The sequence below is a fragment of the Kitasatospora sp. NPDC087271 genome (assembly GCF_044744605.1).
Lineage (GTDB): Bacteria > Actinomycetota > Actinomycetes > Streptomycetales > Streptomycetaceae > Kitasatospora.
The window spans coordinates 145375-171706 of sequence record NZ_JBIUYQ010000019.1 but is presented as its reverse complement, the minus strand read 5'-3'; the positions used below and the strand labels follow the sequence as shown (position 1 = coordinate 171706).

The following is a 26332-nucleotide window of genomic DNA, read 5'->3' as shown; positions in this document are numbered from 1 at the left end:
TGGCACGCTGTTGAGTTCTCAAGGAACGGACACTTCCTTCGGACCGCCTTCCAGCGGGCCCTCCGGGCGCTTCGTTCTTTCGTGTTCCCAGCTTATCAGATGTTTTCCGCTCCGTTTTCCGGCGCTTCGTTCATCCAATTCGCTGGTGTCTTCTACGGCTGTATGCCCCGTCCGACGTTTCAAACTCTAGCCGAGCCCCGCTTCGAAAAGCGAATCGGCCGCAATCCGATAAAACAAGCACGCCGAATAGGACCCAAGCCGCGACAAGGCGCGACCCGGCCCGAACCAGGAGGTGGTGTTTCAGAGGATTGGCCGCCCCGGGACCGTCCGCGCCGATGCGTGTCCGGTGCTCCCTGCCGAGCGACTGGGAGACAGTACCCCCAATTCAGTGCCCGAAACAAACGCCCAGCCCCAGCAGCCCCCGCCGCAACGTCGAGCGACGGACGTGCGACCGCCCCCGGTCACGGCGTCAGGTCGCAGCACCGTCGGCAGCCGTCCGGGCGAGGCGCAGTTGTTCCTCCTCCACGATCAGCGCAGCCAGCGACTGCTCCGAGACGTCGACCGCTTCAGGAGTCGATTCGGCCACGTCACTGCGGCGCGCGTAGTCGTCGAACAGCTGGCTCTTCGCGCGAAGAATCTCCACCATCCGCTGGTCGACGCTGTCCGCGGCCAGCAGGCGGTGCACCTGTACACGCCGGACCTGGCCCATTCGATGGGCTCTGGCTATCGCCTGGCTCTCCAGGGTGGGCTTCACCTGGGGTTCACAGAGAATGACGACCGACGCCGCCTGGATGTTCAGTCCCACACCGCCAGCCTGGATCTGGCTCAGCAGCACCGCATGGCCCTGCACGGCGGCGAACTCGTCCACCACGTCCTGTCGTCGGACAGCGTCCAGGCCTCCGTCGAGCGGGCCGAAAGCACGCTGCCCCAGAGCGTCCTGGACGACCCGCAGGACATCCCGGAAGAACGAGAAGACAACGACCTTCAACCCGTTCTCCGCAGCCTCGTCGACGACCTCCATCAGCCGCAGCAGCTTCGCCGACCCTGCCGGGTCCGCGTACGCGGCACGGCGCATGGCCATGAAGTTCCCCTCGGCGACCGCCGAGCAGTAGGCGACGAGATCGGACGCGGACAGTTCCTCCCATTCGTCGACATGAACGACGTCGGGGAGTTCCGTCAGGACGTCCCGCTGGTTGCGGCGCAGGTAGGCCGGTGCCACTGCCTTGCGAAACGACGTCGGGCCTGCGGCGGCCGAGCTGCTGTGGATTCCGGGCAGAAGATCAGGCTGCAGATAGCGGACCAGGTTCCGGAACTCCTCCACCCGGTTCTCCATCGGGGTGCCGGTGAGGAACAGGACGCGGTCGACGCGGTCGGTCCACTCGGCCACCGCCTGCGAGCGCTTCGCGCTGTGGTTCTTGACGTAGTGGGCCTCGTCCACCACGACCATGCCGACCGTGACGTCCTCCGGGACCTCCAGGCGACGCAGTCCGTCGAAGGTCACGACGGCGACACCTCCGCTGCCGAGCCATTCGGTGCGCGCTACTTCCCGCTCCTGGCCGTGGAATCGGAACGCCCTCAGCGTGCTGCGCGACTCGATCTCCCTGATCCAGTTGATGAGGACGCTGGCCGGGCAGACGACGAGGAAGTGTGCGCTCCCGTGCGCCCGGAGATGCGCGAGCGCGGCGATCGCCTGGATCGTCTTCCCGAGGCCCATCTCATCGCCGATGATCACCCGCTTCTGTGCGAGGGCGAAGCGGGCACCGAACGCCTGGTAGCCACGGAGCGAGACCGTGCACCGGGTGTCGTCCAGCGGCTCGGCCCGGACCCGGTCCGACAGGCTCTCCGGGAGGAAGCCCTCGGAGGCGGTGAGCCCGTCGGAGCCGGATCCGACGAACTCGCCCAGAATGCCGTAGAACTCGGCCGAGCGGACCTCGAACTCCCCCCAGGCCTCGACGTCCGTGGCCAGTGGGCGGAGGAGGTCCACCGAGGCCTGGGCGAAGAGCATGGACGCTCCCCGGTCCTCCGTCTCCGCGAGCAGGGCGTCCAACCGATCGACCGCGGCGAATGCCTCCTGTCGGCGCTGCCGCCCGGCGAACAGGCCTCTCACAACGCCCCGGGCCGGCTGGGCGGCAGCGATCAGGGCGGCGGCCTCGTCGGCGACACGCTCCGCCAGTTCCCTGGCCCGTCTCGCCTCGGGCCCGGCGGCGACCAGCCGTTGGAGTGCGACGACCAGCGCGGTGCCGGCCGCGTCCTGGTGGTCGACGTCCAGCCGGATCGCCACGGCCTGCTCGGCGGCCCGGGCGATCTGCCCGGCGGCGGCGATGGCCTGGAGAGCGCTCTGGGCTCCGATTCCGGGCAGCAGTTGGAGCGTGTAGGGCGTGGCGTCCACCACCTGCCGCACGGTCCTGATCCCGGCGGCCTCCAACGCTCCGACGCGCAGACGCCCCTCGGTGACGTCCTTCAGCCGGGCCACGGGAATGCCGTCCAGTTCGTCACGGACCAACTGGCCCCGCAGACCGGCCGCGGCCCGGCGCACGTGCTCGACAGCGCCCTGGTGATCGTCGACGACCGCGCGGGCGACCGCGCGGAGCCGCTCCCCGTCCGCGAGCACGACCTTGGGCTTCCGGACGGCCCGCTGCCTCTCTCCCACCTACGGCTCCTGTCCCGACTCGACCATGCGGCACCCTCTCCGGGCGTCCACATGATTCCATCCAGGCACCGCCGACCGCCCCGGATTCCGGACCACACCCCGGCCGCCCACTGCCCCGGCGGAGTCTCCGGGCCGGGTGCGTCCGTGCGTCCGTGCGTCCGTCTCGACCGACTTCGGGCACAGGGCCGTCAGCCGGGGGTCACAGCACTGCCAGGCCGGCTTCCAGGTCGTCCAGGCCCAGGGAGCCCTGCCGGAGGGCCGTCATGTGCCAGCGCTTGAGGTCGAAGTCGGCGCCCAGCCGGCGGCGGGCCGCCTCGCGGCCGGCCAGCCAGGCGCGCTCGCCGAGCTTGTAGCCGATGGCCTGGCCGGGCCGGCCGAGGTAGCGGACGATCTCACTGTGCAGGTGGGCGGGCGCCAGACCGACGTAGTCGGCCATGAAGGCGGTGGCCAGCTCCGGGGTCCAGCGCTCGCCCGGGTGGAACGGGGAGCCCGCCGGAACGACGCTCTCCAGGTGCATGCCGAGGTCGACGATGACGCGGGCGACGCGCATCATCTGCTTGCCGAGGTAGCCGAGGCGGCGTCCGGGATCGGTGAGGAAGCCGAGCTCGTCCATCAGCCGCTCCGCGTACAGGGCCCAGCCCTCCACGTTGGCGCTGATCTTGCCGAGGGTGACCTGGTAGCGGGACAGCTGTTCCGCCGCCGCGGTCCAGGAGGCGAGCTGCAGGTGGTGCCCGGGGACGCCCTCGTGGTACCAGGTGCTGACCAGGCGCCAGGTGCGGAACCGCTCCTGCGCGTCGCCGTTGGCCAGCGGGAGGAAGGTCCGGCCCGGGCGGGCGAAGTCGAGGCTCGGCCCGCTGTAGTACGGCGCGGCGGCGCTGCCGGCCGGGGCGATCCTGGTCTCGACCCGGCGCAGCGGGCCGGTGATGTCGAAGTGGCGCCCGTCGAGTGCCTCGATCGCGTCGTCCGTGAGCTGCTGCAGCCAGCCGCGCATCTGCTCGGCGCCGCGCACGGTGTGTCCGTGCTGGTCCAGGTGGGCCCGGGCTTCCTGGACGGTGGCGCCGGGCAGCACCCGTTCGGCCTCCGTGCGCAGCTCGGCCCAGACCCGGTGGAACTCCTCCCAGGCCCAGTCGTAGGTCTCGTCCAGGTCCAGGTCGGCGCCGGTGTACCGGCGGGCCCCGAGCAGGTAGCGCTCGCGGCCGACGGCGTCGGGCGTGCCTTCCGCAGCGGACCGGTAGCTGTCGCGGAGCCAGTCCCGGAACGCGGCCACGGCGGCGGTCGCCTCGTTCGCGGCGGTGTCCAGTTCGGGGCGGAGCCGCTGCGGCGCGGGGGTGACGAACTCGGCGAACCAGCCGGGGCCCCCGGCCGTCTCGCCGGTCCACGCGGTGAGCTGCGCGCACAGCACGTCGGCCTGGCGGGGCGCGGCGAGCAGCTTGCGGGCGACGCCCTCCGCCAGCGTGGCCCGGTAGCCGTCCAGCGCGGCGGGCAGGTTGCGCAGCCTGCCCAGGACCGGGGCCCAGTCGTCGTCGGTGGCGGTGGGCATCATCGTGAAGATGCCCCGGAGCTGGTGCACCGGCGTGTGCAGGTTCCGCACGGCGCGGAAGTTCTCGCCGGCCTCGTGCACCCGCACCTCGGCGTCGAGCCGCTCGCGCAGCAGCCGCGCGCACACGAGCTCCGCCGGATCCCCGTCGGGCCCGGCCTCGGGGACGGCGTCCAGGCGCGCCAGCGCCTCCCGCGCGAGCCGGACCGTCTCCTCGACGCCGTCCGGCGACAGGTCGGGCATCCGGTCGTCGCCCGGGGCCAGGCCCAGGGACGTGGAGGTGACGGGATCGTGTGCGGCGACCCGGGCCACGTAGTCGTCGGCGATCTGTCGTGGAGTCATCGTCAGCTCCTTCGGTCGGCGATCGGTCGCGGTACCAGGCGTAGGAGGCCTTCAGGGTGCGCCACTGCGCCACAAAGTCGCTGCGCCGCGAAGTCGCTGCGCCGCGAAGCCGACGTGGACGAGTCCGGAGCGCCGACGGAAGCCCTCAGGCCGTCGAACACGTCGTGCATTGTAGCCAGGCTCCGCCCGCCCGCCCCGGACGGCCGCCAAGCCCGCACCGCAGCAGACGGGTTGGGCCACGGCCGGGCACGAACGGCCGGGCACGAACGGCCGGCCCCGACGAGACGGCTGGCCCCGACGAGACGGCCGGGCCGGACGAGACGGCCGCCCCCTCCGGCGCGCAGTGGCGCTGATCACAGCGGGTTTCGCGCCGTCGGCGAAATGCAGGGGCCGCCCGGGTTGTTTGCACAGGCAACCAATTCCGCCCCGGCGCACTCCACCGGCACCCACGAGGGATCCCATGACCGTCACCGAGCCCGCAGCCTCCCGCGCGGCCGAAATCCTGTCCCGGCCCGTCACGCTCAACGGGCTGACCGTTCCCAACCGCATCGCGATGGCGCCGATGACGCGCAGGTTCTCCCCTGGCGGCGTGCCCGGCGAGGACGTGCGCTCGTACTACGCCCGCCGCGCCGCCTCGGGCGTCGGCCTGATCATCACCGAGGGGACGTACGTCGGCCACGAGTCCGCCGGCCAGAGTGACGACATCCCGCGCTTCCACGGCGAGGAGCAGCTGGCCGGGTGGGCCCGCGTCGCCGAGGACGTCCACGCGGCGGGCGGCACCATCGTGCCGCAGCTCTGGCACATCGGCATGGTGCGCCGGCAGGGCGACCCGCCGTTCGCCGACGCGCCCGCCGTCGGCCCGTCCGGGATCCGGCTGGACGGCACCGAGGGAACCGGCCGGGCGATGACCCGGGCCGATCTGAACGCCGTCATCGGCGCGTTCGCCGAGGCCGCCGCGGCCGCCGAGCGGATCGGCTTCGACGGCGTCGAGCTGCACGGCGCCCACGGCTACCTGCTCGACCAGTTCCTGTGGGCGGGCACCAACCGCCGCACCGACGCCTACGGCGGCGACCCGGTGGCCCGGACGAAGTTCACGGCCGAGCTCGTCGCCGCGGTGCGAGCGGCCGTCTCCCCGGAATTCCCGGTGATCTTCCGCTACTCGCAGTGGAAGTCCGAGAACTACGAGGCCCGCCTCGCCGAGACCCCCCAGGAGCTGGAGGCGGTCCTCACCCCGCTCGCCGAGGCCGGCGTCGACGCCTTCCACGCCTCGACCCGCCGCTACTGGGTCCCCGAGTTCGACGGCTCGGACCTCAACCTGGCCGGCTGGACCAAGAAGCTCACCGGCCGCCCCGCCATCACCGTCGGCTCGGTCGGCCTGGACGGCGACTTCGTCGGTGCCTTCAGGGGCGAGGGCTCCCCGGTCCAGGCCATCGACAACCTGCTCGACCGGCTGGAGCGCGACGAGTTCGACCTGGTCGCCGTCGGCCGTGCCCTCCTCCAGGACCCGCAGTGGGCCGCCAAGGTCCTCTCCGGCCGCCATGCCGAGCTGCGCCCGTACGACGCCGACGCGCTCCGCACCCTCAGCTGACCACCAGCCCCCGAGGACCCGGCCGCGCGGCAGGTACAGCGGCAAGTACAGCAGGGCCGGGTCCCTTCGGAGTCCCGCAGGATCGCGCCGGCCGTACGAGATGTCAACAAGCTTGCGCGAGCCGCGTTTTCGGACGAAGTCGACACGGACGAGGCCGTGGCGCCGGTGGTGGCCCTCGGTCCGCCGAACAGGCCGTCATCAAAGCCGACACCGCCAACTCGCCCCGCCGACCCGGCCGAATGCCTCCTCGGCCTGCTGCTCCCACTGCCCTGCGAAGGGTCCCGTGCGGCCTTATGGTGAAGAAAAGACCTCCCGGACGAACCCCTGAGCAGCCTGCCGACGCACGGCGGCGACTTCCCGGAGGAGCGCTGATCATCTTCCCGGAGGAGCGCTGACAATGAGTACCTATCGAGTGGCACAGGCGACCGCCCCGGGCGGTGCGCTCCGACCGGCCGAGCGAGAGGTGCCGCAGCCGGGACCCGGCCACGTGAGGATCGCCGTGGAGGCGTGCGGCGTCTGCCACTCCGACACACTCTTCGTGAACGCCGCGCTACCGGGCGTGTCGTTCCCCGAGGTGCCCGGACACGAGATCGCCGGGCACATCGAGGAGTTCGGCGAAGGCACTCGGGACCGTGGATGGCAGATCGGTGACCGGGTGGCGGTCGGCTGGTTCGGCGGCAGCTGTGGCCACTGCAAGCCGTGCCGCCAGGGCGACTTCATCGTGTGCCGGAACTTGAAGGTCCCGGGATGGGCGTACGACGGAGGCTTCGCCGAGAAGGTGATCGCGCCCGCCGACGCGCTGGCCCGGATCCCCGACGAACTGGCGGCGGGCGATGCCGGGCCGATGGCCTGCGCGGGCGTGACCACGTACAACGGGCTGCGGCGCAGCAGCGCCCGGCCCGGCGACCTGGTCGCGGTGCTCGGGCTCGGCGGCCTCGGGCACCTCGGGGTCCAGTACGCGGTCGCGATGGGCTTCGAGACCGTGGCGATCGCCCGGGGCGCCGAGAAGGCCGGCTTCGCCGAGCAACTGGGCGCCCACCACTACGTCGACAGCACCGCCGGCACCCCGGTCGCCGAGGCGCTGCAGTCCTTCGGCGGCGCCAGGGCCGTGCTGGCCACCGCCGGCAACTCCGAGGCCATCGCGTCCACCCTGGACGGGCTGGCCCCCCGCGGGGAGCTGGTGGTGATCGGGGCGGACACCGCTCCGATGGCGATCAGTCCGGCCGGACTGCTCATGGGTGCCAACCTCATCCGGGGCCACCCGTCCGGCACCGCGCAGGACGTGGAGGACACGATGGCGTTCAGCGCCCTGCACGGCATCCGCCCGATGACCGAGACCGTGCCGCTGGACCACGCCGAGGAGGCGTACCAGAAGATGCTCGCCGGGAAGGCCCGCTTCCGGATGGTGCTCACCACCGGCTGACCCGGCTCGACCACCACAGGCCTCCCCCGGCTACTCGACCACCACAGGCCTCCCCCGGCTACTCGGGCTACTCGGGCTACTCGATCACGGGCCAGGCCATCGAGGCGCTCGGCTGCAGCGACTGCTCGGCCCAGATGATCTTGCCCCAGGGGGTGTAGCGCACGCCCCAGCGCTCGGCGAGCCGGGCGACGAGGAACAGGCCGCGGCCGCCCTCGTCCTCGGCGGCCGCGTAGCGCAGGTGCGGGGCGGTGCTGCTGGTGTCGGCGACCTCGCAGATCAGCGTGCGGTCGTACAGCAGCCGCACCCTGATCGGTTCGGTCCCGTGGCGAATGGCATTGGTCACCAGCTCGCTGAGCACCAGCTCGGTGACGAACACGGCCTCCTCAAGGCCCCACTCGGTGAGCTGCCGGGTCGCCTCGGCCCGCGCCCTGCCCACGGCCTCGGGGGTCGCGGCCACGTCCCACTCACTGGTCCGATCGGGCGCCAGCACCCGGGTACGGGCGACGAGCAGGGCGATGTCGTCGGTCTGGCGGACGGGCAGCAGGGCGTCGAGCACGGCGTCGCAGACCTCCTGGGGCGATCGGTCGGCGCGGGCCAGGGTGGCGGTGAGGACGTCCAGGCCGACACCGATGTCGCGGGTGCGGTCCTCGATGAGGCCGTCGGTGTAGAGGACCAGGTTGCTGCCCTGCGGCACCCGCACCTCCGTGGCTTCGAAGGGCATCCCGCCCAGGCCGAGCGGCGGACCGGCGGGAAGGGTGAGGACCTCCACCGTGCCGTCCGGATGGACGAGGGCGGGCGGCGGGTGGCCCGCCCGGGCCAGGGCGCAGATGCCGGTGGTGGGGTCGTAGATGGCGTAGAGGCAGGTGGCGCCGGTGATCGCGAGCTCGCCCTCGGCTGCCGCCGTCTCCTGGTCGATGTGGGCGACCAGTTCGTCCAGGTGTCCGAGGAGCTCGTCCGGCGGCAGGTCGAGGGTGGAGAAGTTCTGGACCGCGGTGCGCAGACGGCCCATGGTCGCGGCCGCGTGCAGGCCGTGGCCGACCACGTCCCCGACGACGAGCGCGACCCGGGTGCCCGACAACGGGATGACGTCGAACCAGTCGCCGCCGACCCCCGCCTGGGCGGGGAGGTAGCGGTAGGCGATGTCGAGGGCGCTCTGCTCGGGCAACGCGCGCGGCAGCAGGCTGTGCTGGAGGGTGACGGCCATCGTGTGCTCGCGCGTGTAGCGGCGGGCGTTGTCGATGGACACGGCGGCCCGGGCGGCCAGCTCCTCGGCCAGGGACAGGTCCTCGTCCTCGAAGGGACCTCGGTCACGGCTGCGCCAGAAGCAGGCGATGCCCATCAGCACGCCCCGTGCCGACAGCGGAACGGCGATCAGCGATGCCAGGCCGAACTCCAGCACCGCCTGCGTGCGCTCGGTGTCCTGCATGCGCCAGCCGGCGTCGGTCGCCAGCTCGGCGACCAGCGTGGGACGCCCCCTGACGAAACCCGCCGCCTGCGGGGTACCCCGATCCCACCTGACCAGCTCCCCTTGGGGGTACAGCGGCGAATCGTCCCGGACGCCCGCGAGCGCCACCCGCCGCAGCTCCACCGGGGCATCGACCACCAGGGCCCGCGGCTCCTCGCCGTCCAGGACCGCCTCGGCGAGGTCGACGGTGGCGTAGTCGCAGAATTCGTGGGCGGCCGTCCGGACGAGCTCCTCCGCGGTGCGCCGGACGTCCAGGGTCGTGCCGATGGCCAGGCTCGCTTCGTACAGCAGCCTGAGCCGGCTGCGGGCGACCTCGGCCTTCCCCGCGAGGGCGCGCAGTTCGGTGGAGTCGCGCAGGGTGGTGACGCTGCCCGCCGGGCCTCCCCCGCTGTCGGTGGGGCGGCTGTTGACGGCCAGCAGGCGGTCTCCGACGGGGAGCACCTCGTCGGTGACCGCACGGTCGGAGATCAGCAGTTCGGCCGTACGGGGGGCGAGGCCGAGGTCGGCGACGGGAAGCCCCTCCACGTCGGGGGGCAGGTCGAGCAGGCGGCGCGCCTCGTCGTTGGCGAGCAGGACCCGGCCGTCGCCGCCGACGATGGCCACGCCCTCGCGCACCGCGTGCAGCACCGCGTCGTGGTGCTCGTACATCCGGGTCATCTCTTCCGGCCCCAGGCCGCGGGTCTGCCGCAGCAGACGCCTGCCCACCAGCGCCGTACCGGCCGTGGCCAGGCCGAGCGCCAAGGCGCCGACGCCCAGGACGACCGGCAGCTGGCGGTTGAACGCGCTGCTCACGTTGGAGACCTTCATCCCGGACGAGACGATGCCCACGACCGCCCCGTGGGAGTCCTCCACCGGGACGACCACCTGGTACTCGGAGCCGAGTGGGCCATGCACGTCCTCGACGGTGACCTGGCCGTGCAGCGACGGCCCGATGGTTCCGATGAACATCTTGCCGATCAGCTCCGGATCGGGGTGGGTGTACCGGATGCCGTTGCGGTCGGTCACCACGATGAAGTCGACCCCGGCAGCCGTGCGGGCCTCTTCGGTCAGCGGCTGGAGCACCGCGCTGGGGTCGGGGCCCTGCATCGTCGCCACCAGGCCGGGACCGTGGGCGAACGCCTGGGCCGCGGCGAGCGTGCGACCGCGCGCCGCGTCGAACCGGTCGCTGCGGGACTGGACCAGCAGCACGACGACGGCCGTCACCACGAGCAACAGCACGATGAGCACCTGTAGGACGAACATCTGACCGGCGACACTCCGGATGCTCATCACCGACCACAGGCGATGCGCCGACTGCTCCCGCGGGGCTGAGCGTGGGTGTCGCCGCTCACGACGGCTACCCGATCGGCGCAGGGGCAGCCAGGAGGAGCGGCCCGTGTCTCTGGCCATACACCCATGATCCACCGCACCCCGGGCACGGGCGGGCCACACTACGCTGATGGGGGCGAAGCGCAGGTGGCAGCATGTCCCGCCGCAACACCGAACGGCTCACCCGCCCCGCGACCGGCCGGGCGCACGCCGTTCATCTCCTCTCGTCTCCTCTCGTCTCCTCTCATCTCCTCCACGGTCGAACAGTCGTCGGCGCGGATGTCAGGTGGGGGACGGAGCGGTGTGGAACTGGCGGGTGAGGTAGTTGGACCAGGTCTGGTGGAAGGTGGTGGCGAGCCGGGAGTGGGGGGCGATGAGGTCGAAGGCGTGGTAGGCGCCGGGGTAGAGGTGGAATTCGACCGGGACGCCGTGGGCCCGCAGGCGGGTGGCGTAGTCGAGGTTCTCGTCGCGGAAGCAGTCGAGGTCGCCGACGGTGATGAAGGTGGGCGGCAGGGCGCTGAGGTCGGTGGTGCGGGAGGGGGCGGAGTAGGGGCAGACGTCGTCGGTGCCGGCGCGGTCGCCCAGGATCGCCTGCCAGGCGAGGAGGTTGGTCGAGCGGTCCCAGATGCCGATGTCGGTGATCTCGTGGCTCGATGCGGTGCGGTTGCGGTCGTCGAGCATGGGATACGTGAGTGATTGGAACAGCGGTGCCACGCCGCCTCGGTCGCGGATCAGGAGGGTCGTGGCCGCCGCGACGCCTCCGCCGCCGCTCTGGCCCCCGATGCCGATGCGGGTGCCGTCCAGGCCCAGGGCCTCCGCCTCGCGGCCGAGCCACTGGTAGGCGGTGAAGCCGTCCTCGGCGGCGCCGGGGGCGGGTGTCTCGGGGGCGAGCCGGTAGTCGACCACCGCGACGGCGCAGCCGAGGCTCGCGCCCAGCTGGGTGAGCCACGGGTCGTCCTGGGCCGCGAAGCCGAGGACCTGTCCGCCGCCGTGGAACCAGAGCAGGACCGGCAGGGGTCCGGGCGCTTCGGTGGGGCGCAGAAGGCGGATGGGTACGTCGGGGCCGCCCGTTCGGCGCGCGAGGTGCGTCTCGATGGTGACCGACGGGTCGCCGGGCTGCGCGTCGGCGGCGGCCTTGGCCAGGGCGCGGAACGCCGCGCGCGTTGCGGCGAGGTCCGTCAGGTCGAACGCGCCGTTGGGGGTCATGGGGACTGCGTCGAGGGCCAGGCTCAGTTCCTGGTCCATCAGTTGACGGGATGCGGGCATGGCCGTTCCTGCTTTCGGGGGAGGTGTTTCGGCGGGAGGCGTTTCAGGGGCGGAACGCGTCGATGACGACCACGCCGGTGGGTCCGTACGTCTCCAGGGACTCCAGGACCCCGCTCGCCTCGTGGAGGCCGACGGTGCGCGAGACGATGCGGCCGGGGTCGAGGCGACCGGCGGCGATCATGTTCAACATCGTGCCGAAGCGCTGGCCCTGCATGCCGAAGGCGCTCAGGAACTCCAGTTCCTTGACCATCATGACGTCGACCGGCAGCGCGACGTCCCCCTGTTCCGCAGCGGTGGTGTGGCCGAGTTGGAGGTGGCGGCCGCGGGTGCGTAGGGAGAGGACGGAGTTGCGGCAGGCGGCGGCGATGCCCACGGCGTCGACCGACACGTGCGCACCGCCGCCGGTGAGGGTCTTCACCGCTTCGGCAGGGTCATCGGTCGTCGCGTTGACGGTGTGGACGGCGCCGAGTGCGCGGGCGGCGTCCAGCTTGTCGTCCGTGATGTCGATCGCGATGACGTTGGCGCCCGTCGCCGCGGCGATCTCGACCGTCGACAGCCCCATGCCGCCACCGGCGCCGTACACCGCGACCCATTCGCCGCCGCGGACCTTCGCCTGGTCGACGACGCCGTGGAAGGCGGTCATGTAGCGGCAGGCCAGCGCGGCGACGTTCACGAAGCCGACGCCCTCCGGCACTTCGACCAGGTTGACGTCGGCGAAGCGGACCATGACGTACTCGGCGAAGGCACCCCAGTAGGACACCCCGGGTACGAGCGAGTCCACGTGCTCGCAGACGTGCTGATTACCGCTGCGGCACATCTCGCACGCGCCCTCGCCGGGGTTCATCGGGAAGATGACGCGGTCGCCCTCCTTCCACCCCCGCACCTCGCGGCCGACCTCCACGACGGTGCCGGCGAACTCGTGGCCGAGGACGAACGGGGCCTCGACACGCGGCCCGCCCGTCCAGAACTCCCCGGCCCACAGGGCCCAGTCGGTCCGGCAGATCCCGTTCGCCCCGACGCGCACGATCGCGCCGTCCGGCGGGCAGGAGGGATCGGGCACGTCGCGGATGACGAGCGGCTTGTGGAGTTCCTCGATGACTGCGGCGCGCATGGCGCGGCCTCCTCGTGCTGGGAGTCGACGGGAGCGGGGAGCAACCGCCTGAAGTCCACCGGTTCAAGTGGTGGACTTTGAAGCTAGCCGTTTGCCCGGAATCATGTCAACCACATAGAGTGGTGGACATGGATGACAGGGCCAGCAGGGACGGCGGGGACGGCAGTCGCGAGGGGCGCCAGCGCGCCAAGGCCGACTTCCGCTTCGACGACGCGCGGCTGTGCTTCGCCTTCGCCGGCACCCTGGCCGACCGCGGCGCGGACACGCCCTTCGAACGGCTGGCCCGGCCGGAGGACTTGAGCCGCTGGGCCGTCGAAAGCGACTGCACGACAGCGGCACCGCCCTGCACCGAGGCCGACCTCGACCGCGCCAGGCAACTGCGTGAGGCGATCCAGCGGACCGGCCGCGCTCTGGCGGACACCACGCCGCCCGCGCCCGAGGACATCGCGCTCGTCAACCGCGCCGCCGCCGAGCCCCCCTCGACACCCGAGCTCGCCCCCGACGCGACCACCGTGCGCTGGCACGGCGATGCGCTCGCGGCAGTACTCTCGATGGTCGCCCGGGATCTGATCGCCCTCTGCGCATCGGAGCACCGCACCCGCGTCCGCATCTGCGGCAACCCCGACTGCGGCGCCCCCTTCGTCGACACCTCCCGCGCGGGCGCCCGCCGCTGGTGCTCGATGAAGACCTGCGGCGCCCTCGTCAAGAAGCGCGCCTACCGGGCCAGGCAACAGATTCCCGCCGACGGCCCCCGGTAGCGCATAGGCCGCCGCACGGACAATCAAGAAGCAGTAAGTCGGGTAGCCGGGTCACATTGCCGTGACCCGGCTACCCGACTATGTCACCAGGCATTCGCAAGCGCACCGCGCAGACATGGGCTCCCAGCCTTCGGATCCCCGCCGAACCCGCACTGGGCCTGCCGAGCGCTACGTCCGAACGACGTCCCAACTACCGCACGCGCCGGTCCCGGTGGGCGGCGATCAGGTCGCGGTACCAGGTGTAGGAGGCCTTCGGGGTGCGCTGTTGGGTCGCGAAGTCGACGTGGACGAGGCCGAAGCGCTGGTGGTAGCCCTCAGCCCGTCGAACAGGCTGTCATTCTAGACACGCAGCAACAGCGACCATCAACCCTTTTGGTAGCAGAGGCCATTGGCCAATCTCGACCACCCCTGCGTAAGCGCGACCCGGTCTCCAGTTCGCCATGCGCCGCAGTGCATTCCCGGTACCCGCCCGTACAAAGCGTTCGACACTCGGCGACGAGTGCCGAAGCCCACCGGAACCAGGTCGTGACCCGCGGCGCTCGTCAGCGTCATGCACCGGAGTGCACGTACGCGGCCCAGAGCGACGGCGCAGCGCGGTATCGGTCCCGCAGCGTGTGCACCGTCCGGTGCAGGGCCTCAGCGGATCGCGGGATGTCAAGGCCGCCCTGCTCTCCCCTGAGGATGTCATAGAACGATCGCGCGGCCTGTTCCGCGACGGCGTCATCGATCTCCCAGAGTGTTCCGATGACATGCCGGAAGCCCGCCAACTGGAATGCGCTGGTCAGTTGGATGGCTTCGTCGATGAGATCGGTGTTCGTGTTCGCCGCGGTGCTGCAGGCCGAGAGATAGGCAAGCTCTGCGGAGTCGAGATTGATCCGAGCGAGACTCGCCACAGTCAGCGGGGCGGACTGGTGGTCGCTGAGCAAGAGCTGGCTCCGTGATGGATCCGTCCTGTCGGTGATCCCGTGACAGGCAAAATGAACGACCGCGCTCTGCTCCAGCGCAACGAGGACCTCCTCCCTCGTCGGGCCATCAGCGCCGACACTGCCGCCAGAAGGCGCGGTGGCGATAAAGGTCCGCGGGGAGGGCAGGCGAGCACCCACCCATTCGGCCTCGGCCGCAGCCCTACTCAATGGGGCGCCGTTCGGCAGACCGGGTGTGACGGGCATGGCCACGACCAGCGAACAACGGTCGACGATCGAGACTCCGCGCGTGGCTCTCCGGGCGTACCGCAGCGAACGCACACTCGGCGCGTACGAGGAGATCACACGGTCCAACACAGTGCGGCTGTCCCGCCCATCTCGGTGGTACCCCGCGGCATGGAGAGGCAAGAGCCCGAGAGCACCACCTGGAAGCCACCAGACGCGCGGGATCGGCGAATCGGGGGACGGCAGGGAATCCAGGCCGAGGCTCGTGAGAACCGGTTCGGCGGCAACGTCCCAGAGCCATTCCAGGACCGCCGACAAATCACGTTGCGCCTGGACTCTCGCGCCTCGGGTAGCCTGCGGGTCGCTGGCCGTGGCAAGAGCAGCATAGAAGGAATTGATCCGGACGATGAGCGACTCGGCATCAAGTCCACCGAGGCAGACCCTGCTAGCACCGCTCGCCGTCACCGCGATGGCATCGCTGCCGTACCTGCTGACATTGAAAAGCACAACGGGGCCCAGACGAGCTTCCTTGATCAGGTCGTCGGCAGACGGTTGACGAAGGAAATCCGCGAAGCCGTCCAACTCGCGCACCTGGTCGATCAGATCGCGAAGATCCAAGGCCGCCCGATGCCTGCCGGGTGGTTGCGGCGTTCCCAACGCGCCGACGCGCGTGGAAGCCTCGGAGGCCGCAGTCGGTGGCGGAGGAACATCGGAATCGAGCACGTCGGTCAGGTAAACAAATCGATCGGCCATGCGTGGGTGAGCTTGCCTAAGGGTTGTCAGGTCTGTCCTATTCTCCAATGCTTGGCCGAGCAGGACCGCACGCCCCGACTCCAGTACGACCAGTGCTCGCTCGAGCGCCGGAAGGGAGTGCGACTCCGAACCCGAGCAACCCAGCAGCAGCGCTGCGGCATCACTAGCAAGCCCGGACACTTCACCGAGTTCGTGCTGCTGGTCGCTTCGTCTGAGCCACCGTTCTGCCACGATCGGCAACAGCTCGACTGCGGCAGCGAGCAGCTCGGCCGCCCGGGCAGGTTCCGACTCGGCAAGCAGTGCCGTCGCCGACCTCGCCGCGCGGATCCGAGTGGACGGCGCACCTGAGGTGAGCTTAAGCACCGCCTCGAAGGCCTTGACGGCCTCCTCCCTGCCATGGCCCGTCGCTTGGAATCGGGCGCCCAGGGAGATCCCGAGATTTGCCAGCACAGCCGTCCTGGAGGGTTGGTCCGCCAAGCTGGATGCCACTGCCTGCCGGCCGGCTTCGATCGCGGACTCAAGGTCCCGCAGATCACCGGTGGCCGTGAACCTCGAGCGCAGTGCGCCTCCCAGATTGGAAATGAACCATGCGCGGTCGGGGTGGCCGACCGGCGTGACATCCGCAGCCTCCCTAAGCAGCTCGACGGCGTCATCCAGGTCCCGCAGGTCGCCGGTGAGCCCGTACCTGGCCTCCAAGGACATCGCGTGGTTGGACAGAAGCAACCCACGATCGGGATGGTCGGCCACCGCACGGCCCGCGGCCTCGGCGTTCGCCTGAATCGCCGCCTCCAGGTCTGCTTCCGCATCGGTACGCCAGAATCTCGTCTGCAGTGCTCCCGAGAGATTGGACAGGTATCTGGGTCGGTCCGGGTGGTCCGGCTGAGTGGCCGCGACAGCTCGCTCTCCGTACGAGATCGCAGCGTCCAGGTCCGCCGTTGTGCCTGACCGCCTGAATCTCTCCGCCAGGGCAAGGGCCACGTTGGCCAAGTAACCCGGCAGGCCCGGGTGGCTCTCAGGTGTCGCCTCGACTGCCTGTTCCCCAAAAGTGATCGCCGCTTCCAGATCCGCGACTTCTCCAAAGAATCGAAACCGGGTACTCAACGCGATGCCGAGATTAGACAAGTGGTTCGCGCGATCGACGTGACGGTTCGGCGCTAGCTCGACCGCCTCTCTCAGAGCTTCGATGCCAAGCTCCATGTCGGCGGACACTGCTGTCAGCCGAAACCGCGCCTGCAACGCACCGCCGTAGTTGGACAGCGCCGCTGGTCGATCGGAGTGTCCGATCGGAGTGACCGCCAGGGCTCTCCCCAGGGCGTCGATGGCATCGTCGATGTCCTGTACCACTCCGCCAGCTTCGAAGCTGGTCTGCATGGTGTGTCCAAGGTTGCCGAGAATCCCGCGCAACAACCGGGAGTCGGTCGGCGCTCTGTCGGCCGCACATTGACTCAGCAGTACAGCCTCAGCCAGGTCCTCCGCCTTCCCGGATTGCTCAAACCTGATCCGATGAGCGGCTCCGAGGTTGGACAGGTATCCGGCAAATGCCGGGTCTTCCGGATCTGTGAGTTCCATCGCCTGTCGATGCCTGCGGATGGCCTCATCCAGGTCGTTCAGGTTCCCGTTGTGTCCGAAAGCGACCAGCAACACCTCACCGAGGTTCGCGGGCAGGTTCGGAGTGAGGGCGTCTTCGCGGATGGCTCGGTCCACATCTTGCCGAGCAGCACCGATGGAGTCCTTCAAATCTGCTGACGCACCGGCAGATCTGAATCGGTCCAACAGTGCCTGACTCAGTAGCGCCAGCGCAGTGCGGTGCCCCGGCTCTCCGGCCGGGAGAGCCGCAGCTGCCTGCCTGAAGACAGCAATAGCTTCATCGAGGTCGGATGGGTCTGTGCGACGTTGGAAGCGTTCCTGAAGAGCCACCGCGAGCGTCATCAGAGCCTCTCCCCGGATCGGTGACTCAGGAAGGCCCGCGGCCACCGCCCGCTGCATGCAGTCAAGAGCCTTGTCGAGATCGGCAGGCTCCTGGGTCCGAACGAACCTGCTCCACGCCAAGGAGCCTGCGTTGAACAGAATCTCCACGGGCGGGGAATGATTCGTTGGAGTGATCCTCACCGCCTCCTCGGCGAAAGCGAGGGCAGCGTCCTGGTCCGCTGGGTCACCGAGCAGGTCAAACTGCCGCTGCAGGGCAATGCTCAGATGTGACAGGCGCCGGGCTCGCATAGGGTCATCAGGTGCGGTGGCCGCAACGATGCGGTGCCACAGTCGGACAACTGCGCCAACATCGGATCGGTCGACTCTCCCGAGCATCGAGGTCGCACTGTTCACGGCATGGTCGACAATAACGGGGAGCAAAACCTCGGGCAGGGGCTCTGCATCAGCTATGAAGCAGGGCGCGAACGCCTCGGCGGCGGCGATCCAGTCGTTTAGGCCTGCCCCGGACTCCTGAGCCCTGATGCGATAGAAGTGCACCCATCCCAGCACCAACCACCCCTCGACGCCGCCCTCACCGTTCCGCAGGCTCTGCTTGAGCAGCCGCGCGTTTGCTAGGACCTCGGGTCCAAGCGCGACTCTGGGATCAGCGGCCAAGCGGATCGAACTCAGCTGCCCCAGCGCAGTATTCAAGTGATCCTGGTACAAGTCAGCTCCCGGCTGGTGCTACATCTGGCTCTCCGGCGATGATGGCAGCCAGCGAGGCAGCATCCTGGGCTAACACCTGAACTGAGTGTCAATCAGATCTCCTTCCACCATGAGCCGTTGTCAACGCCATCCCTGCGTACCGACGTAATCGACAGCCCTCTTGCGATATCGTCCTCTCGGGTCAGCCCCACGCGTCAACTGCCGCCATAGACGCCACACGGGTGGACCAACGACTTCTGGGAGGGCAAGTGGCCGACGGGTCAGACGATGAGCTCGCGGACGCGGTTGCACACGTTTGCGGGGATGCGGCGGGGATACGCGACGCACTGGGACCTGACGCCGAACCGCTGGACCGCCTCCTGGAAGCTGTGCGCGCCGGCGGGAACATCACCGCTGCCCTGAACAACCTCCACGTCGCCCTGCAGGCAGAAGGTGATGCCCTGGGCGTGTATGGCCACAACCGATCCCCGGCAAGTGGACTACGGCTTGCCGGTGCTGTGGCCTCCCGACCAAGGGAGGCTCTCTTGATCTGCCCGACAGGACGTTGCAGCCGGTACGACCAGCCCGATCCGGTCACTCCCGCCCCGACTTGCGCCATCGACGGACTGGCGCTGCGCCAGACGTGGCTCTGACATGGGCGGTTTGTTGGCGACGCTCAGCGGCAAGCTAGCAGAACGCTGGCTGTCCCTGCTGGTCCTTCCCGGCGCGCTATTTGTGTCGGGCGCATCGGCTGCCTGGATCCTCGGTCACGGCCATGCCGTTGACTTCGCGATACTGGTGCGCCAGGTGAAGCACGGGACGACCACCGTCAAGGCAGCTGGCCTTCCCGGCCTGACCGCAGCCATGCTGGCGCTTCTACTTGCCTCCGCTGCAGCCGGGCTTGCCGCCCAAACCCTTGGCTCGATGTGCGAGTACGTCGTGCTGGCGAGCCGATGGGAGTCCTGGTTACCCCCATTGCGGCGGGTAGCTCGGCGATGCGTCGACAGGCGGCGCCGCAGGTGGGAACGCGAACAGGCCGCCTATGCGCGGGAATGGAACGCCGCTGCACGCCGCACAGCTCTGGCCGCGCGGACCGATCCACACATCGATACGGCCGACCAGGTGCCGGTCCGACGAGATGCGCCGCTCGACACCGCGTACCAACGCATCGCTCGCGTCTCCAAGTTCGAACCCCAATGTCCCACGTGGACCGGTGACCGCATACATGCCGTCACGGTCCATCTCGACGAGGCCTACCGCCTCGATCTAGGAGTCGTCTGGCCATCGCTCTGGTTCACCCTGCCCGAAGTCGAACGCACCGAGATCAACGCGGCCCGTGAGGCCCTGACGCGTGCCACCACATTGGCCGGCTGGTCCCTGCTCTATCTCTCGCTTACGGTGATCTGGTGGCCGGGGCTCGTCATCGCGTGTGTCACTGCGGCCACCGCCTGGCGCCGCACCCGGGATGCCGCCGACACCTACGCGCAGCTCATCGAGGCGAGCACCCAGTTGCATGCCCGCGCGCTCGCCCGCCAGCTTGGAATCGGCTCGGAGGACGAGGAACGCCTCACTCCCGAAACGGGGTGGGGTCTCACGTGCTTTCTGCAAGGACGTGGTCGGGGAACCGTCTCCACCGCCTCACAGGCATCGATAACCACCCTGCCATGAAAGCTCGGTAGCGCCACGGTGGCGCATACCGCGGAAATAGCCGCGGAGGACGCCTGGAGCCGCGGAACAGCTGCTCGGAGCCGTCCGAGCCTGAGTCCAGCAACTCCTCGATCTCCGGTGTGCCGGGCCAGCTCTTGAGCCCGAAGGTCTGGCAGAGGCAGCACGGCTCGCCGGAACCTAACGGCGGTGCTGGCCCGCCCGTGGCATCGGCGCGGCGTCGCCAAGCGGCTACTGCCGACGGCCTCGCCGTAGCCGTGGCCGACCTGTACGAATGCCTGCAAGCCGGTCGTCCAGGAGATCAAGGCTGCCGATGGCGCGCTGGCCGTGGGTGTCACGTGCATTTCACCTGGAGGACCTTGCCTGCGCCGCCGGTCATGCGCTGGCTGGCATGGAGCCCTACTATCGCGCACCGACGAGCTGCCCCCATCCGACTCTGAGGCGGACCGTCCCGGCCCAACCGGCCGATGGCTGAACCACTGGCGATGGGCTGCGGACTTGTCGAACATCCTGTCATTTGCGCAAACCCCAGGCGCAGCAGCTACGGTCCGCGTCATTCAACCAGGCGCTCGGCCGTTGTCGAGAGGCCACCCATCCCGCAGCGAATGGACGCCAACTACCGGGCACGGAGGACCCTGTGGGCGGCGATCAGGTCGCGGTACCAGGCGTACGAGGCCCTCGGCGTGCGCCGCTGGGTCGCGAAGTCGACGTGCACGAGGCCGAAGCGTTGGTGGTAGCCCTCGGCCCACTCGTAGTTGTCGAGGAGGGACCAGGTGTAGTAGCCGCGAATGTCGATGCCTTCGGCGGTGGCGGCGGCGAGGGCGTCGAGGTGGGCGGACATGAAGTCGATGCGGGGTTGGTCGGGGGTGGTGGACTCGGTGACGGAGCAGCCGTTCTCGGTGATGGTGATGGGTGGGAGGGTCTTGCCGTAGGTGTCGCGGAGGGAGAGGAGGAGTTGGCGGAGGGCGTCGGGGACGACGGGCCAGCCGAAGGCGGTGTGGGGGACGTCGGGGATGTCGACGAAGTCGAAGGGGAGGCCCGGCTCGGTGGGGGCGGCGATGCGGGTGGGGTTGTAGAAGTTGAGGCCGAGGCCGTCGAGGCCGGGGGCGGCGATGAGGTCGGTGTCGCCGGGGTGGATGGCGCCGTAGAGGTCGTCGGGGACGCCCAGGGCGGAGAGGTCGGGGTAGCGGCCGAGGAGGACGGGGTCGGTGAACAGGCGGTTGTGGAGGGCGTCGTAGGCCTGGGCGGCGGCGAGGTCGGCGTCGGAGGAGGTCGCCGGCTCGACCGGGGTGAGGTTGTTGGAGAGCATCACCTCCAGGCCGCGGTCGTGGAGCACCGAGGCGGCCAGGCCGTGGGCGAGGAGCTGGTGGTGGGCGGCCGGGAGGGCCTCCAGCATCAGGGTGCGGCCGGGGGCGTGGGTGCCCAGGGCGTAGCCGAAGACGGTGTGGACGAAGGGCTCGTTGAGGGTGATCCAGGCGGGGACGCGGTCGCCGAGGCGGTCGGTCACGATCGCGGCGTAGTCGGCGAAGTGGTGGGCGGTGTCGCGGTTCAACCAGCCGCCGCCGTCTTCCAGGGCCTGCGGGAGGTCCCAGTGGAAGAGGGTGGGGAGCGGGGTGATGCCGGCGTCGAGGAGGGCGTCCACCAGGCGGTCGTAGAAGGCGAGTCCGGCGGGGTTCACGGGACCGCTGCCCGTGGGGAGCACGCGGGGCCAGGCGATGGAGAAGCGGTAGCCGTCCAGCCCGAGGTTCTTCATCAGCGCGATGTCCTCGGGGTACCGGTGGTAGTGGTCGCAGGCCACCGCGCCCGTGTGGCCGTCGCGGACGGTGCCGGGGCGGGCCGCGAAGACGTCCCAGACGGAGGGCCCGCGGCCGTCCTCGGTCACCGCCCCCTCGATCTGGTAGGCGGCGGTGGCGGCGCCCCAGCGGAACCCCGTCGGCAGGTCGTAGCGGTCCGGCATGACTGCCTCCTGACGTGAACGTGAGGGGAACTCATGTTACTGACGCGACACCGAAACGCCAGGGGCAACCGGCCACCACGACAAGGGAAACCCGGCCGGAGGAGCGCGGCGCGCGCCCCGGCGGGAGCGGTCGGACGGGCCCCGACCGCCCGCGCGCCATCCCACCGGGCCCCGTCCGGTGGCCGACCGCCGGGGAGGGAGGTTGCATGGGGTGACCGGGCCCCAGCGATTCGGGAGGCTGCCGTGTACGAGATGTGGGCCGAGCACGACCCGGCGGTGTCACCGCCGGCCGTGGTGTGGCACGTGGTGACGAAGAACGACTCGTCGACGTCCCTGTGCGGACGTTTCCTCGAACCCGCCCAGCGCGTCGCGCCGGCCGCGGGCGGCGGGGAGTCGGCGGGCCCGGACCGCTACTGCGATCCATGCCTGATCACCGTTCGCGAGGCCATGGCCGCGGCGGCTCGGTGACCGACGCCGTCAGGTCGCCCCAGGTCCGTCCGACCGATCTTGGCGGGACGGGACCTGGGCGTCCGAGGGCGGCGACGGCAACGGCAACGGCGAGGGCGTGAACAGGAGTGCCGGAGCGGGAGGTCGGGCGGTTCCGACCGTCCGGGCCGGTCAGTACGGCCCGGCCAGTGCGGCCACCCCCGGGAAGCGGGCGATCGCCTGGCCGGCGGTCGGCGGGTGGGCGCGCCGGGGTCGCAGTGCGCCGAGGGCCACCGCGGGCCTGGCCAGCCGGGCGGGTCTGGCGGCGAGGGAGAACACCTCGAAGTAGGCGGCCGAGACGGCGGGGTCGGTGAGGGCCGCGCCCAGCACCCGGCGGGTGTACCAGCGGGTGAACACGGCGGCGGGCCCGGCGGCGGTGGCGGGGTGGCTCGACAGCGCGTCCGGGAAGCCCTCGTCCTGGTCCTTGGCCATGTCCCAGGGCGTGTCGACGACCCTGGCGATCCGCCGCTGGATCAGTGCGCTCACCCCCGGGTGCAGGCCTTCGCTGTCGACGGCGGCGCGGATGGCGGCGGCGCACTGGGCGGCGACCGTCATGCCGTGCCCGTACACCGGGTTCAGTGCCGCCACCGCGTCGCCGGTGGCGGCGAACCCGGCCAGCGGGCCGCCCTCGTAGCACTCGTAGCGGCGCCGGCGGTTCAGTGTCCCGTGGCAGGTGCGGATCGGGCCTAGCGGGCGGGCGGCGCGCGCGAGGTCGTGGACGACCGGGTGGTCCAGCGCCTTCAGGAAGTCGTGGAACTCGCGCTCGCCCCGGGCGGGTTCGCCGCCCCGGGTGCCGGAGAGCGTGACGATCCAGCGCCCGTCCTCGATCGGGATGATGGTGGCGCCCCGACCGGGCCGGCCACGCCCCGGGACGGGCACGATGCTCACCACCGGGAAGCCCTCGTTTCCGCCCGGCGTCTCGAACACCCGGGCGGCGTAGGCGAGTCCGGCGTCCACCGTCTCCTCGCACAGGCCCTTGACCCCCAGCGCGCGCAGCCACTCCGGGGCGCGGGAGCGGCGGCCGGTCGCGTCCACGACCAGGTCGGCCCGCAGGGTCTCCCGCGAGCCGTCCGGGTTCTCGATGTGGACCCCGACGATCCGGCCCGGGCCGCCCACCAGGCCGAGGACGGAGGTGCGTTCGCGGACCGTCACGTTCGCCTGCTCGCGCAGCCGCCGCCGCACGACGTGGTCGAGCAGGTGGCGGCTGCACGCGATCAGGTAGGCCGGCGAGTCGAAGCCCTGGAGCCAGCCCGGCCCGAGGCGCATCAGCAGGCCGGCGGGGATCGAGCGGTAGTGGGCGCCGGCGGCGAGCAGGGCGTCGAGCGTTCCGGGCAGGACCTCCTCGACGGCGTCCGCGCCGCCGCCGAGCAGGATGTGGCTGAACTCGCCCTGCGGCAGGCCCCGGCGCGGGCCGGGCAGGACGGGCAGGACGTCCTGTTCGAGAACGGTGACGGTCCGGGCGTGCGGCGCCAGGGCGGCGGCGGCCAGCGTGCCGGCCAGGCCGCCGCCGAGGACGAGGGCCGTGCTCACCCGGCGGCTCCGGTGGAGGCGAGGCCGTCCCGGCGGGTCGCGCGCATCCACACCGGGCCGGGGCGCAGCGTGGCGAGCGGCAACTCGCGGACGGTCCGGCCGGGGACGTGCTCCAGCCGCCAGGCCCGCATGATCGTGGCGAGCAGCAGGACGGACTCGGTCATGCCGAACTGCTCGCCGACGCAACGGCGCGGTCCCGCGCCGAAGCCGATGAACGGGCCGCGCTGCGGGTGGACGCCCACCCACCGCTCGGGGTCGAAGCGGTCGGGGTCGGGGAACAGGGCGGACTGGCGGTGCAGGAGGTAGGGGCTGTAGACGACCGTCGTGCCCTCGCGCAGGCGGTGCGCGCCGAGTTCGGTGTCGGTGGCCGTGACGCGGGTGAGCAGCCAGCCCGGGGAGTACAGCCGGACGGCCTCGCGGACGACCCGGGTGGTGAGCTCCAGCCCGTCCACGCTCGCCGACGTGCCGGCCGCCGGGGTGGCGTCGGTCTCGGCCGCGCCCACACCGAGCGCGTCGGCCTCGGGCGCGTTCACCCCGAGCACGTTCACCCCGGCCGCGCCCACGTGGGCCGCGTCCACCTCGGCCCGGACCCGATCGGCGATGTCCGGGTGCTGGGCGAGCAGGTGCAGGGCCCACACGGTGGAGTTGGCGATGGTGTCGAAGCCGGCGGCGAAGATCGTCATCACCTGGTCGGTGACCTCCGCGTTGGAGAGCGCCTGCCCGCCCGCGTCGGCGGCCACCAGCGTCGACACCAGGTCGCCCCGGTCCTCCGGATCCGCGCGGTAGGCGGTGACGACCTCGTCGACCAGGCGCACCAGCCGGGTGCGGGCGGCGTCGTAGCGGCGGTTGGCCGGCAGCGGGATCCGGTTGAGCCGGTGGGGCAGCAGCATGCGCCGGTAGGAGCCGCCGATCAGCAGCACGAAGTCGTCGACGGTCTCCTGTAGGCCGGTGAACGGCAGCCGGGTGAACAGGGTCGAGACCAGGCTGCGCCCGGCGGCCAGGCTCAACTCGGCGGTGATGTCGACCTCCTGCCCGTCGCTCCAGGACCCGGCCAGCCGCCGGGCCTCCCGGGCCATCACCTCCGTGTACCGCGCGATCCGGTCGGCGCGGAAGGCGGGCTGGACGTAGCGGCGCTGGCGGCGGTGGTCGGCGTGGGGGCAGGTCACCAGGCCGTTGCCGGCGAAGTCGCGGACCCGTTCGAACAGGAACCCGCCCTTGTCGAAGACCCGGTCCTCGCGCAGGACGTGCCGGGTCAGCTCCAGGTCGCAGACCACCACCGCCGAGACCGGCCCCAGTCTGATCTGGACGAGGCCGCCGTACCGGGGCAGGGAACGCAGGAACGCCAGCGGGTCGCGCAGGAACGGCACCAGGTGCCCGAGCAGCGGCAGGCCGCCGGGCGGACGGGGGATCATCGCGGTGACTCCGTACGGTAGCGGGCGGCCGTCGCCGTCCAGTGGATGAGCGCGCGGGTGAAGCGGACCAGTCCGAGGGCGAAAGCCCGCACCTCGCCGGGCGACGAAGGGTCGCGGGCGATGCCGTCCGCCAGGAACTCCAGCGTCGTCGACTCGGCCTCGCACAGCGCCCCGAGCCGGGCCGACGCCTCTTCGGGGGCCAGGCCCTCGTGGACGGTGAACGAGCGCAGCAGGTTCTTGCCGTTCCCGGCGGCGGACTCCCCCTCGGCGGAGTAGAGGTCGTTGACCCAGCAGACGACGTGGTTGAAGCGCATCAGCAGGTCCGCCACCCTCGGGTGCCGGAACACCTCGTCGGCGAGGTCCAGGCCGTGGGCGAGCTCGATCCAGCCCGCCGCGCACGACACGGCGCCGTCCTGGTCCCGTCGGCGCAGGTACTCGGGGACGGTCTGCACGGCGCCGGCCGGGGCGGCGGCCCCGAGGTCGTGGAAGGGGGGGTCGCGGAAGGCGGTGCCACGGAAGGGGGTGTCGCGGAGCGAGGCCTCGTCGAGGTAGCCGAGCGAGGTGTCCAGGTACGCGCGGAAGTACGCCGCGTAGCGCGCCCGCCACTGCGGCGGCGTCAGCTCGACCGTCTCCCGCCACAGCACCGCGAACGCCTCGACGAGTGCGTCGCCGGGCGGCTCGATGCCATCCGAGCCGCCATCCGAACCGCCGCCCGGAACGCCGCCCGAAGCACCACCCGAACCGCCGCCCGGAACGCTACCCAGAACGCCGTCCGAACCGCCGCCCAGGACGTCCGTGAGTGCCCGGACGGTCCGCCGGGCCGCCGTGACGGGCCCGCCGATCCACTGGTCGTCGAAGCGGTCGTCGAGGATCCAGGTGAGCACCAGCCACTTCGCCGCCGCGACCAGCCGCGGACCCCGGGGAACGTCGCCCCACGCCTCCGCCACCAGGTCCAGGTGGCCCTGTGCCAGGAACCCTTGGACGTCACCGCCGAGCACGCCGCTCGCCACCAGCCACGCCCCGACGTCCCTGCGGAGGGCGTCGGCCTCGCCGTGCGGCGCCGGTCTGGCGACTCCCGCGAGGAGGTCCGGGCCTCCAGGGTGCTCGGCGGCGAGGCCGCACATGCCGCGGTACGGCGAAATGCCCATGCCCGTGCTCCCCCTCGCTCACCACCTCCGACCGGCCGGTCGGAGAAGGACCAGTCTGGCCAGCCACCGCGACTGTTCAAAGCGCAACCATCGCTTTTCCCCCGCACGAGTGATCGCGCCGTCACCACGTCGACACGGACCGTGACCGATCCCACCCCCTCCCGACGCGCCC

General features: G+C 71.0%; 16 protein-coding genes and 1 pseudogene. 5 read left to right on the top strand and 12 right to left on the bottom strand.

The features are described 5' to 3' along the window. Positions 1 to 469 precede the first annotated feature (469 nt). Together ACIO9K_RS28010 and ACIO9K_RS28005 are read right to left on the bottom strand one after the other, a co-directional pair. Positions 470 to 2650, bottom strand: coding sequence for a DEAD/DEAH box helicase (locus ACIO9K_RS28010; RefSeq protein ID WP_400334121.1), 2181 nt, complete (start codon positions 2648 to 2650; stop codon positions 470 to 472). 199 nt (positions 2651 to 2849) lie between these two features. After that, a complete protein-coding gene (locus tag ACIO9K_RS28005; RefSeq protein WP_400334118.1) occupies positions 2850 to 4529 on the bottom strand; it encodes a DUF885 domain-containing protein in 1680 nt (559 codons plus the stop codon). Positions 4530 to 4989: 460 nt separating this feature from the next. Between ACIO9K_RS28005 and ACIO9K_RS28000 the strand changes: the two genes are divergently transcribed. Both ACIO9K_RS28000 and ACIO9K_RS27995 read left to right on the top strand, forming a co-directional pair. Further along, positions 4990 to 6117: an NADH:flavin oxidoreductase gene (locus ACIO9K_RS28000; protein WP_400334115.1), complete on the top strand. Its 1128-nt coding sequence runs from the start codon at positions 4990 to 4992 to the stop codon at positions 6115 to 6117. Between the two features lie 397 nt (positions 6118 to 6514). Then, positions 6515 to 7540 (top strand): alcohol dehydrogenase catalytic domain-containing protein, encoded by a 1026-nt coding sequence (locus tag ACIO9K_RS27995; protein ID WP_400334112.1) that lies wholly within the window; start codon positions 6515 to 6517, stop codon positions 7538 to 7540. Between the two features lie 76 nt (positions 7541 to 7616). Here ACIO9K_RS27995 and ACIO9K_RS27990 read toward each other — a convergent pair whose 3' ends face one another. The 3 genes from ACIO9K_RS27990 to ACIO9K_RS27980 form a co-directional block, all read right to left on the bottom strand. Beyond that, a complete protein-coding gene (locus ACIO9K_RS27990) occupies positions 7617 to 10274 on the bottom strand; it encodes a SpoIIE family protein phosphatase (protein ID WP_363588520.1) in 2658 nt (885 codons plus the stop codon). A 321-nt stretch (positions 10275 to 10595) separates the two neighbouring features. Next, positions 10596 to 11579: an alpha/beta hydrolase gene (locus ACIO9K_RS27985; RefSeq protein WP_400334109.1), complete on the bottom strand. Its 984-nt coding sequence runs from the start codon at positions 11577 to 11579 to the stop codon at positions 10596 to 10598. A 43-nt stretch (positions 11580 to 11622) separates the two neighbouring features. Next, positions 11623 to 12690: an alcohol dehydrogenase catalytic domain-containing protein gene (locus ACIO9K_RS27980; protein ID WP_400334106.1), complete on the bottom strand. Its 1068-nt coding sequence runs from the start codon at positions 12688 to 12690 to the stop codon at positions 11623 to 11625. A 128-nt stretch (positions 12691 to 12818) separates the two neighbouring features. Between ACIO9K_RS27980 and ACIO9K_RS27975 the strand changes: the two genes are divergently transcribed. Then, positions 12819 to 13448: a CGNR zinc finger domain-containing protein gene (locus tag ACIO9K_RS27975; protein WP_400334103.1), complete on the top strand. Its 630-nt coding sequence runs from the start codon at positions 12819 to 12821 to the stop codon at positions 13446 to 13448. 190 nt (positions 13449 to 13638) lie between these two features. Here the strand turns inward: ACIO9K_RS27975 and ACIO9K_RS27970 are convergent. From ACIO9K_RS27970 to ACIO9K_RS27960, 3 genes and pseudogenes are all read right to left on the bottom strand, one after another. Further along, a pseudogene (locus ACIO9K_RS27970) lies at positions 13639 to 13767 on the bottom strand (family 1 glycosylhydrolase); the annotation flags it as partial. 229 nt (positions 13768 to 13996) lie between these two features. Continuing rightward, positions 13997 to 17983, bottom strand: a complete 3987-nt coding sequence (locus tag ACIO9K_RS27965; RefSeq protein ID WP_400334100.1) for a CHAT domain-containing protein — start codon at positions 17981 to 17983, stop codon at positions 13997 to 13999. Positions 17984 to 18243: 260 nt separating this feature from the next. Further along, entirely contained in the window at positions 18244 to 18441 is a 198-nt protein-coding gene (locus ACIO9K_RS27960) for a hypothetical protein (protein WP_400334097.1), read from the bottom strand. A 175-nt stretch (positions 18442 to 18616) separates the two neighbouring features. On the opposite strand from ACIO9K_RS27960, the gene ACIO9K_RS27955 reads away from it, so the two are divergent. Then, positions 18617 to 19630: a hypothetical protein gene (locus ACIO9K_RS27955; RefSeq protein ID WP_400334094.1), complete on the top strand. Its 1014-nt coding sequence runs from the start codon at positions 18617 to 18619 to the stop codon at positions 19628 to 19630. Positions 19631 to 20243: 613 nt separating this feature from the next. Here the strand turns inward: ACIO9K_RS27955 and ACIO9K_RS27950 are convergent. Continuing rightward, positions 20244 to 21584: a GH1 family beta-glucosidase gene (locus ACIO9K_RS27950; RefSeq protein ID WP_400334091.1), complete on the bottom strand. Its 1341-nt coding sequence runs from the start codon at positions 21582 to 21584 to the stop codon at positions 20244 to 20246. A 243-nt stretch (positions 21585 to 21827) separates the two neighbouring features. Here ACIO9K_RS27950 and ACIO9K_RS27945 point away from each other — a divergent pair, with 243 nt between their 5' ends. Beyond that, positions 21828 to 22052, top strand: a complete 225-nt coding sequence (locus tag ACIO9K_RS27945; RefSeq protein ID WP_363585767.1) for a hypothetical protein — start codon at positions 21828 to 21830, stop codon at positions 22050 to 22052. A gap of 150 nt (positions 22053 to 22202) precedes the next feature. Here the strand turns inward: ACIO9K_RS27945 and ACIO9K_RS27940 are convergent, their stop codons facing one another. From ACIO9K_RS27940 to ACIO9K_RS27930, 3 genes are read right to left on the bottom strand one after another with little or no spacing between them, the layout of a single operon-like run. Continuing rightward, positions 22203 to 23600 (bottom strand): FAD-binding protein, encoded by a 1398-nt coding sequence (locus tag ACIO9K_RS27940; RefSeq protein WP_363585768.1) that lies wholly within the window; start codon positions 23598 to 23600, stop codon positions 22203 to 22205. Further along, the gene (locus ACIO9K_RS27935) at positions 23597 to 25012 is read right to left on the bottom strand and encodes a cytochrome P450 (protein WP_400334087.1); all 1416 of its coding nucleotides are present in this window, start codon (positions 25010 to 25012) and stop codon (positions 23597 to 23599) included. Before ACIO9K_RS27935 ends, ACIO9K_RS27940 begins: the two co-directional genes overlap by 4 nt. Further along, positions 25009 to 26160: a terpene synthase family protein gene (locus ACIO9K_RS27930; RefSeq protein ID WP_400334085.1), complete on the bottom strand. Its 1152-nt coding sequence runs from the start codon at positions 26158 to 26160 to the stop codon at positions 25009 to 25011. Before ACIO9K_RS27930 ends, ACIO9K_RS27935 begins: the two co-directional genes overlap by 4 nt. Positions 26161 to 26332: the final 172 nt, after the last annotated feature.

Coding starts and splice junctions, on each gene's coding strand:
- ACIO9K_RS28005 (WP_400334118.1), bottom strand. CDS start 4,529: ATGACTCCACGACAGATCGCCGACGACTACGTGGCCCGGGTCGCCGCA.
- ACIO9K_RS28000 (WP_400334115.1), top strand. CDS start 4,990: ATGACCGTCACCGAGCCCGCAGCCTCCCGCGCGGCCGAAATCCTGTCC.
- ACIO9K_RS27995 (WP_400334112.1), top strand. CDS start 6,515: ATGAGTACCTATCGAGTGGCACAGGCGACCGCCCCGGGCGGTGCGCTC.
- ACIO9K_RS27990 (WP_363588520.1), bottom strand. CDS start 10,274: ATGAGCATCCGGAGTGTCGCCGGTCAGATGTTCGTCCTACAGGTGCTC.
- ACIO9K_RS27985 (WP_400334109.1), bottom strand. CDS start 11,579: ATGCCCGCATCCCGTCAACTGATGGACCAGGAACTGAGCCTGGCCCTC.
- ACIO9K_RS27980 (WP_400334106.1), bottom strand. CDS start 12,690: ATGCGCGCCGCAGTCATCGAGGAACTCCACAAGCCGCTCGTCATCCGC.
- ACIO9K_RS27975 (WP_400334103.1), top strand. CDS start 12,819: ATGGATGACAGGGCCAGCAGGGACGGCGGGGACGGCAGTCGCGAGGGG.
- ACIO9K_RS27955 (WP_400334094.1), top strand. CDS start 18,617: ATGGGCGGTTTGTTGGCGACGCTCAGCGGCAAGCTAGCAGAACGCTGG.
- ACIO9K_RS27950 (WP_400334091.1), bottom strand. CDS start 21,584: ATGCCGGACCGCTACGACCTGCCGACGGGGTTCCGCTGGGGCGCCGCC.
- ACIO9K_RS27935 (WP_400334087.1), bottom strand. CDS start 25,012: ATGATCCCCCGTCCGCCCGGCGGCCTGCCGCTGCTCGGGCACCTGGTG.
- ACIO9K_RS27930 (WP_400334085.1), bottom strand. CDS start 26,160: ATGGGCATTTCGCCGTACCGCGGCATGTGCGGCCTCGCCGCCGAGCAC.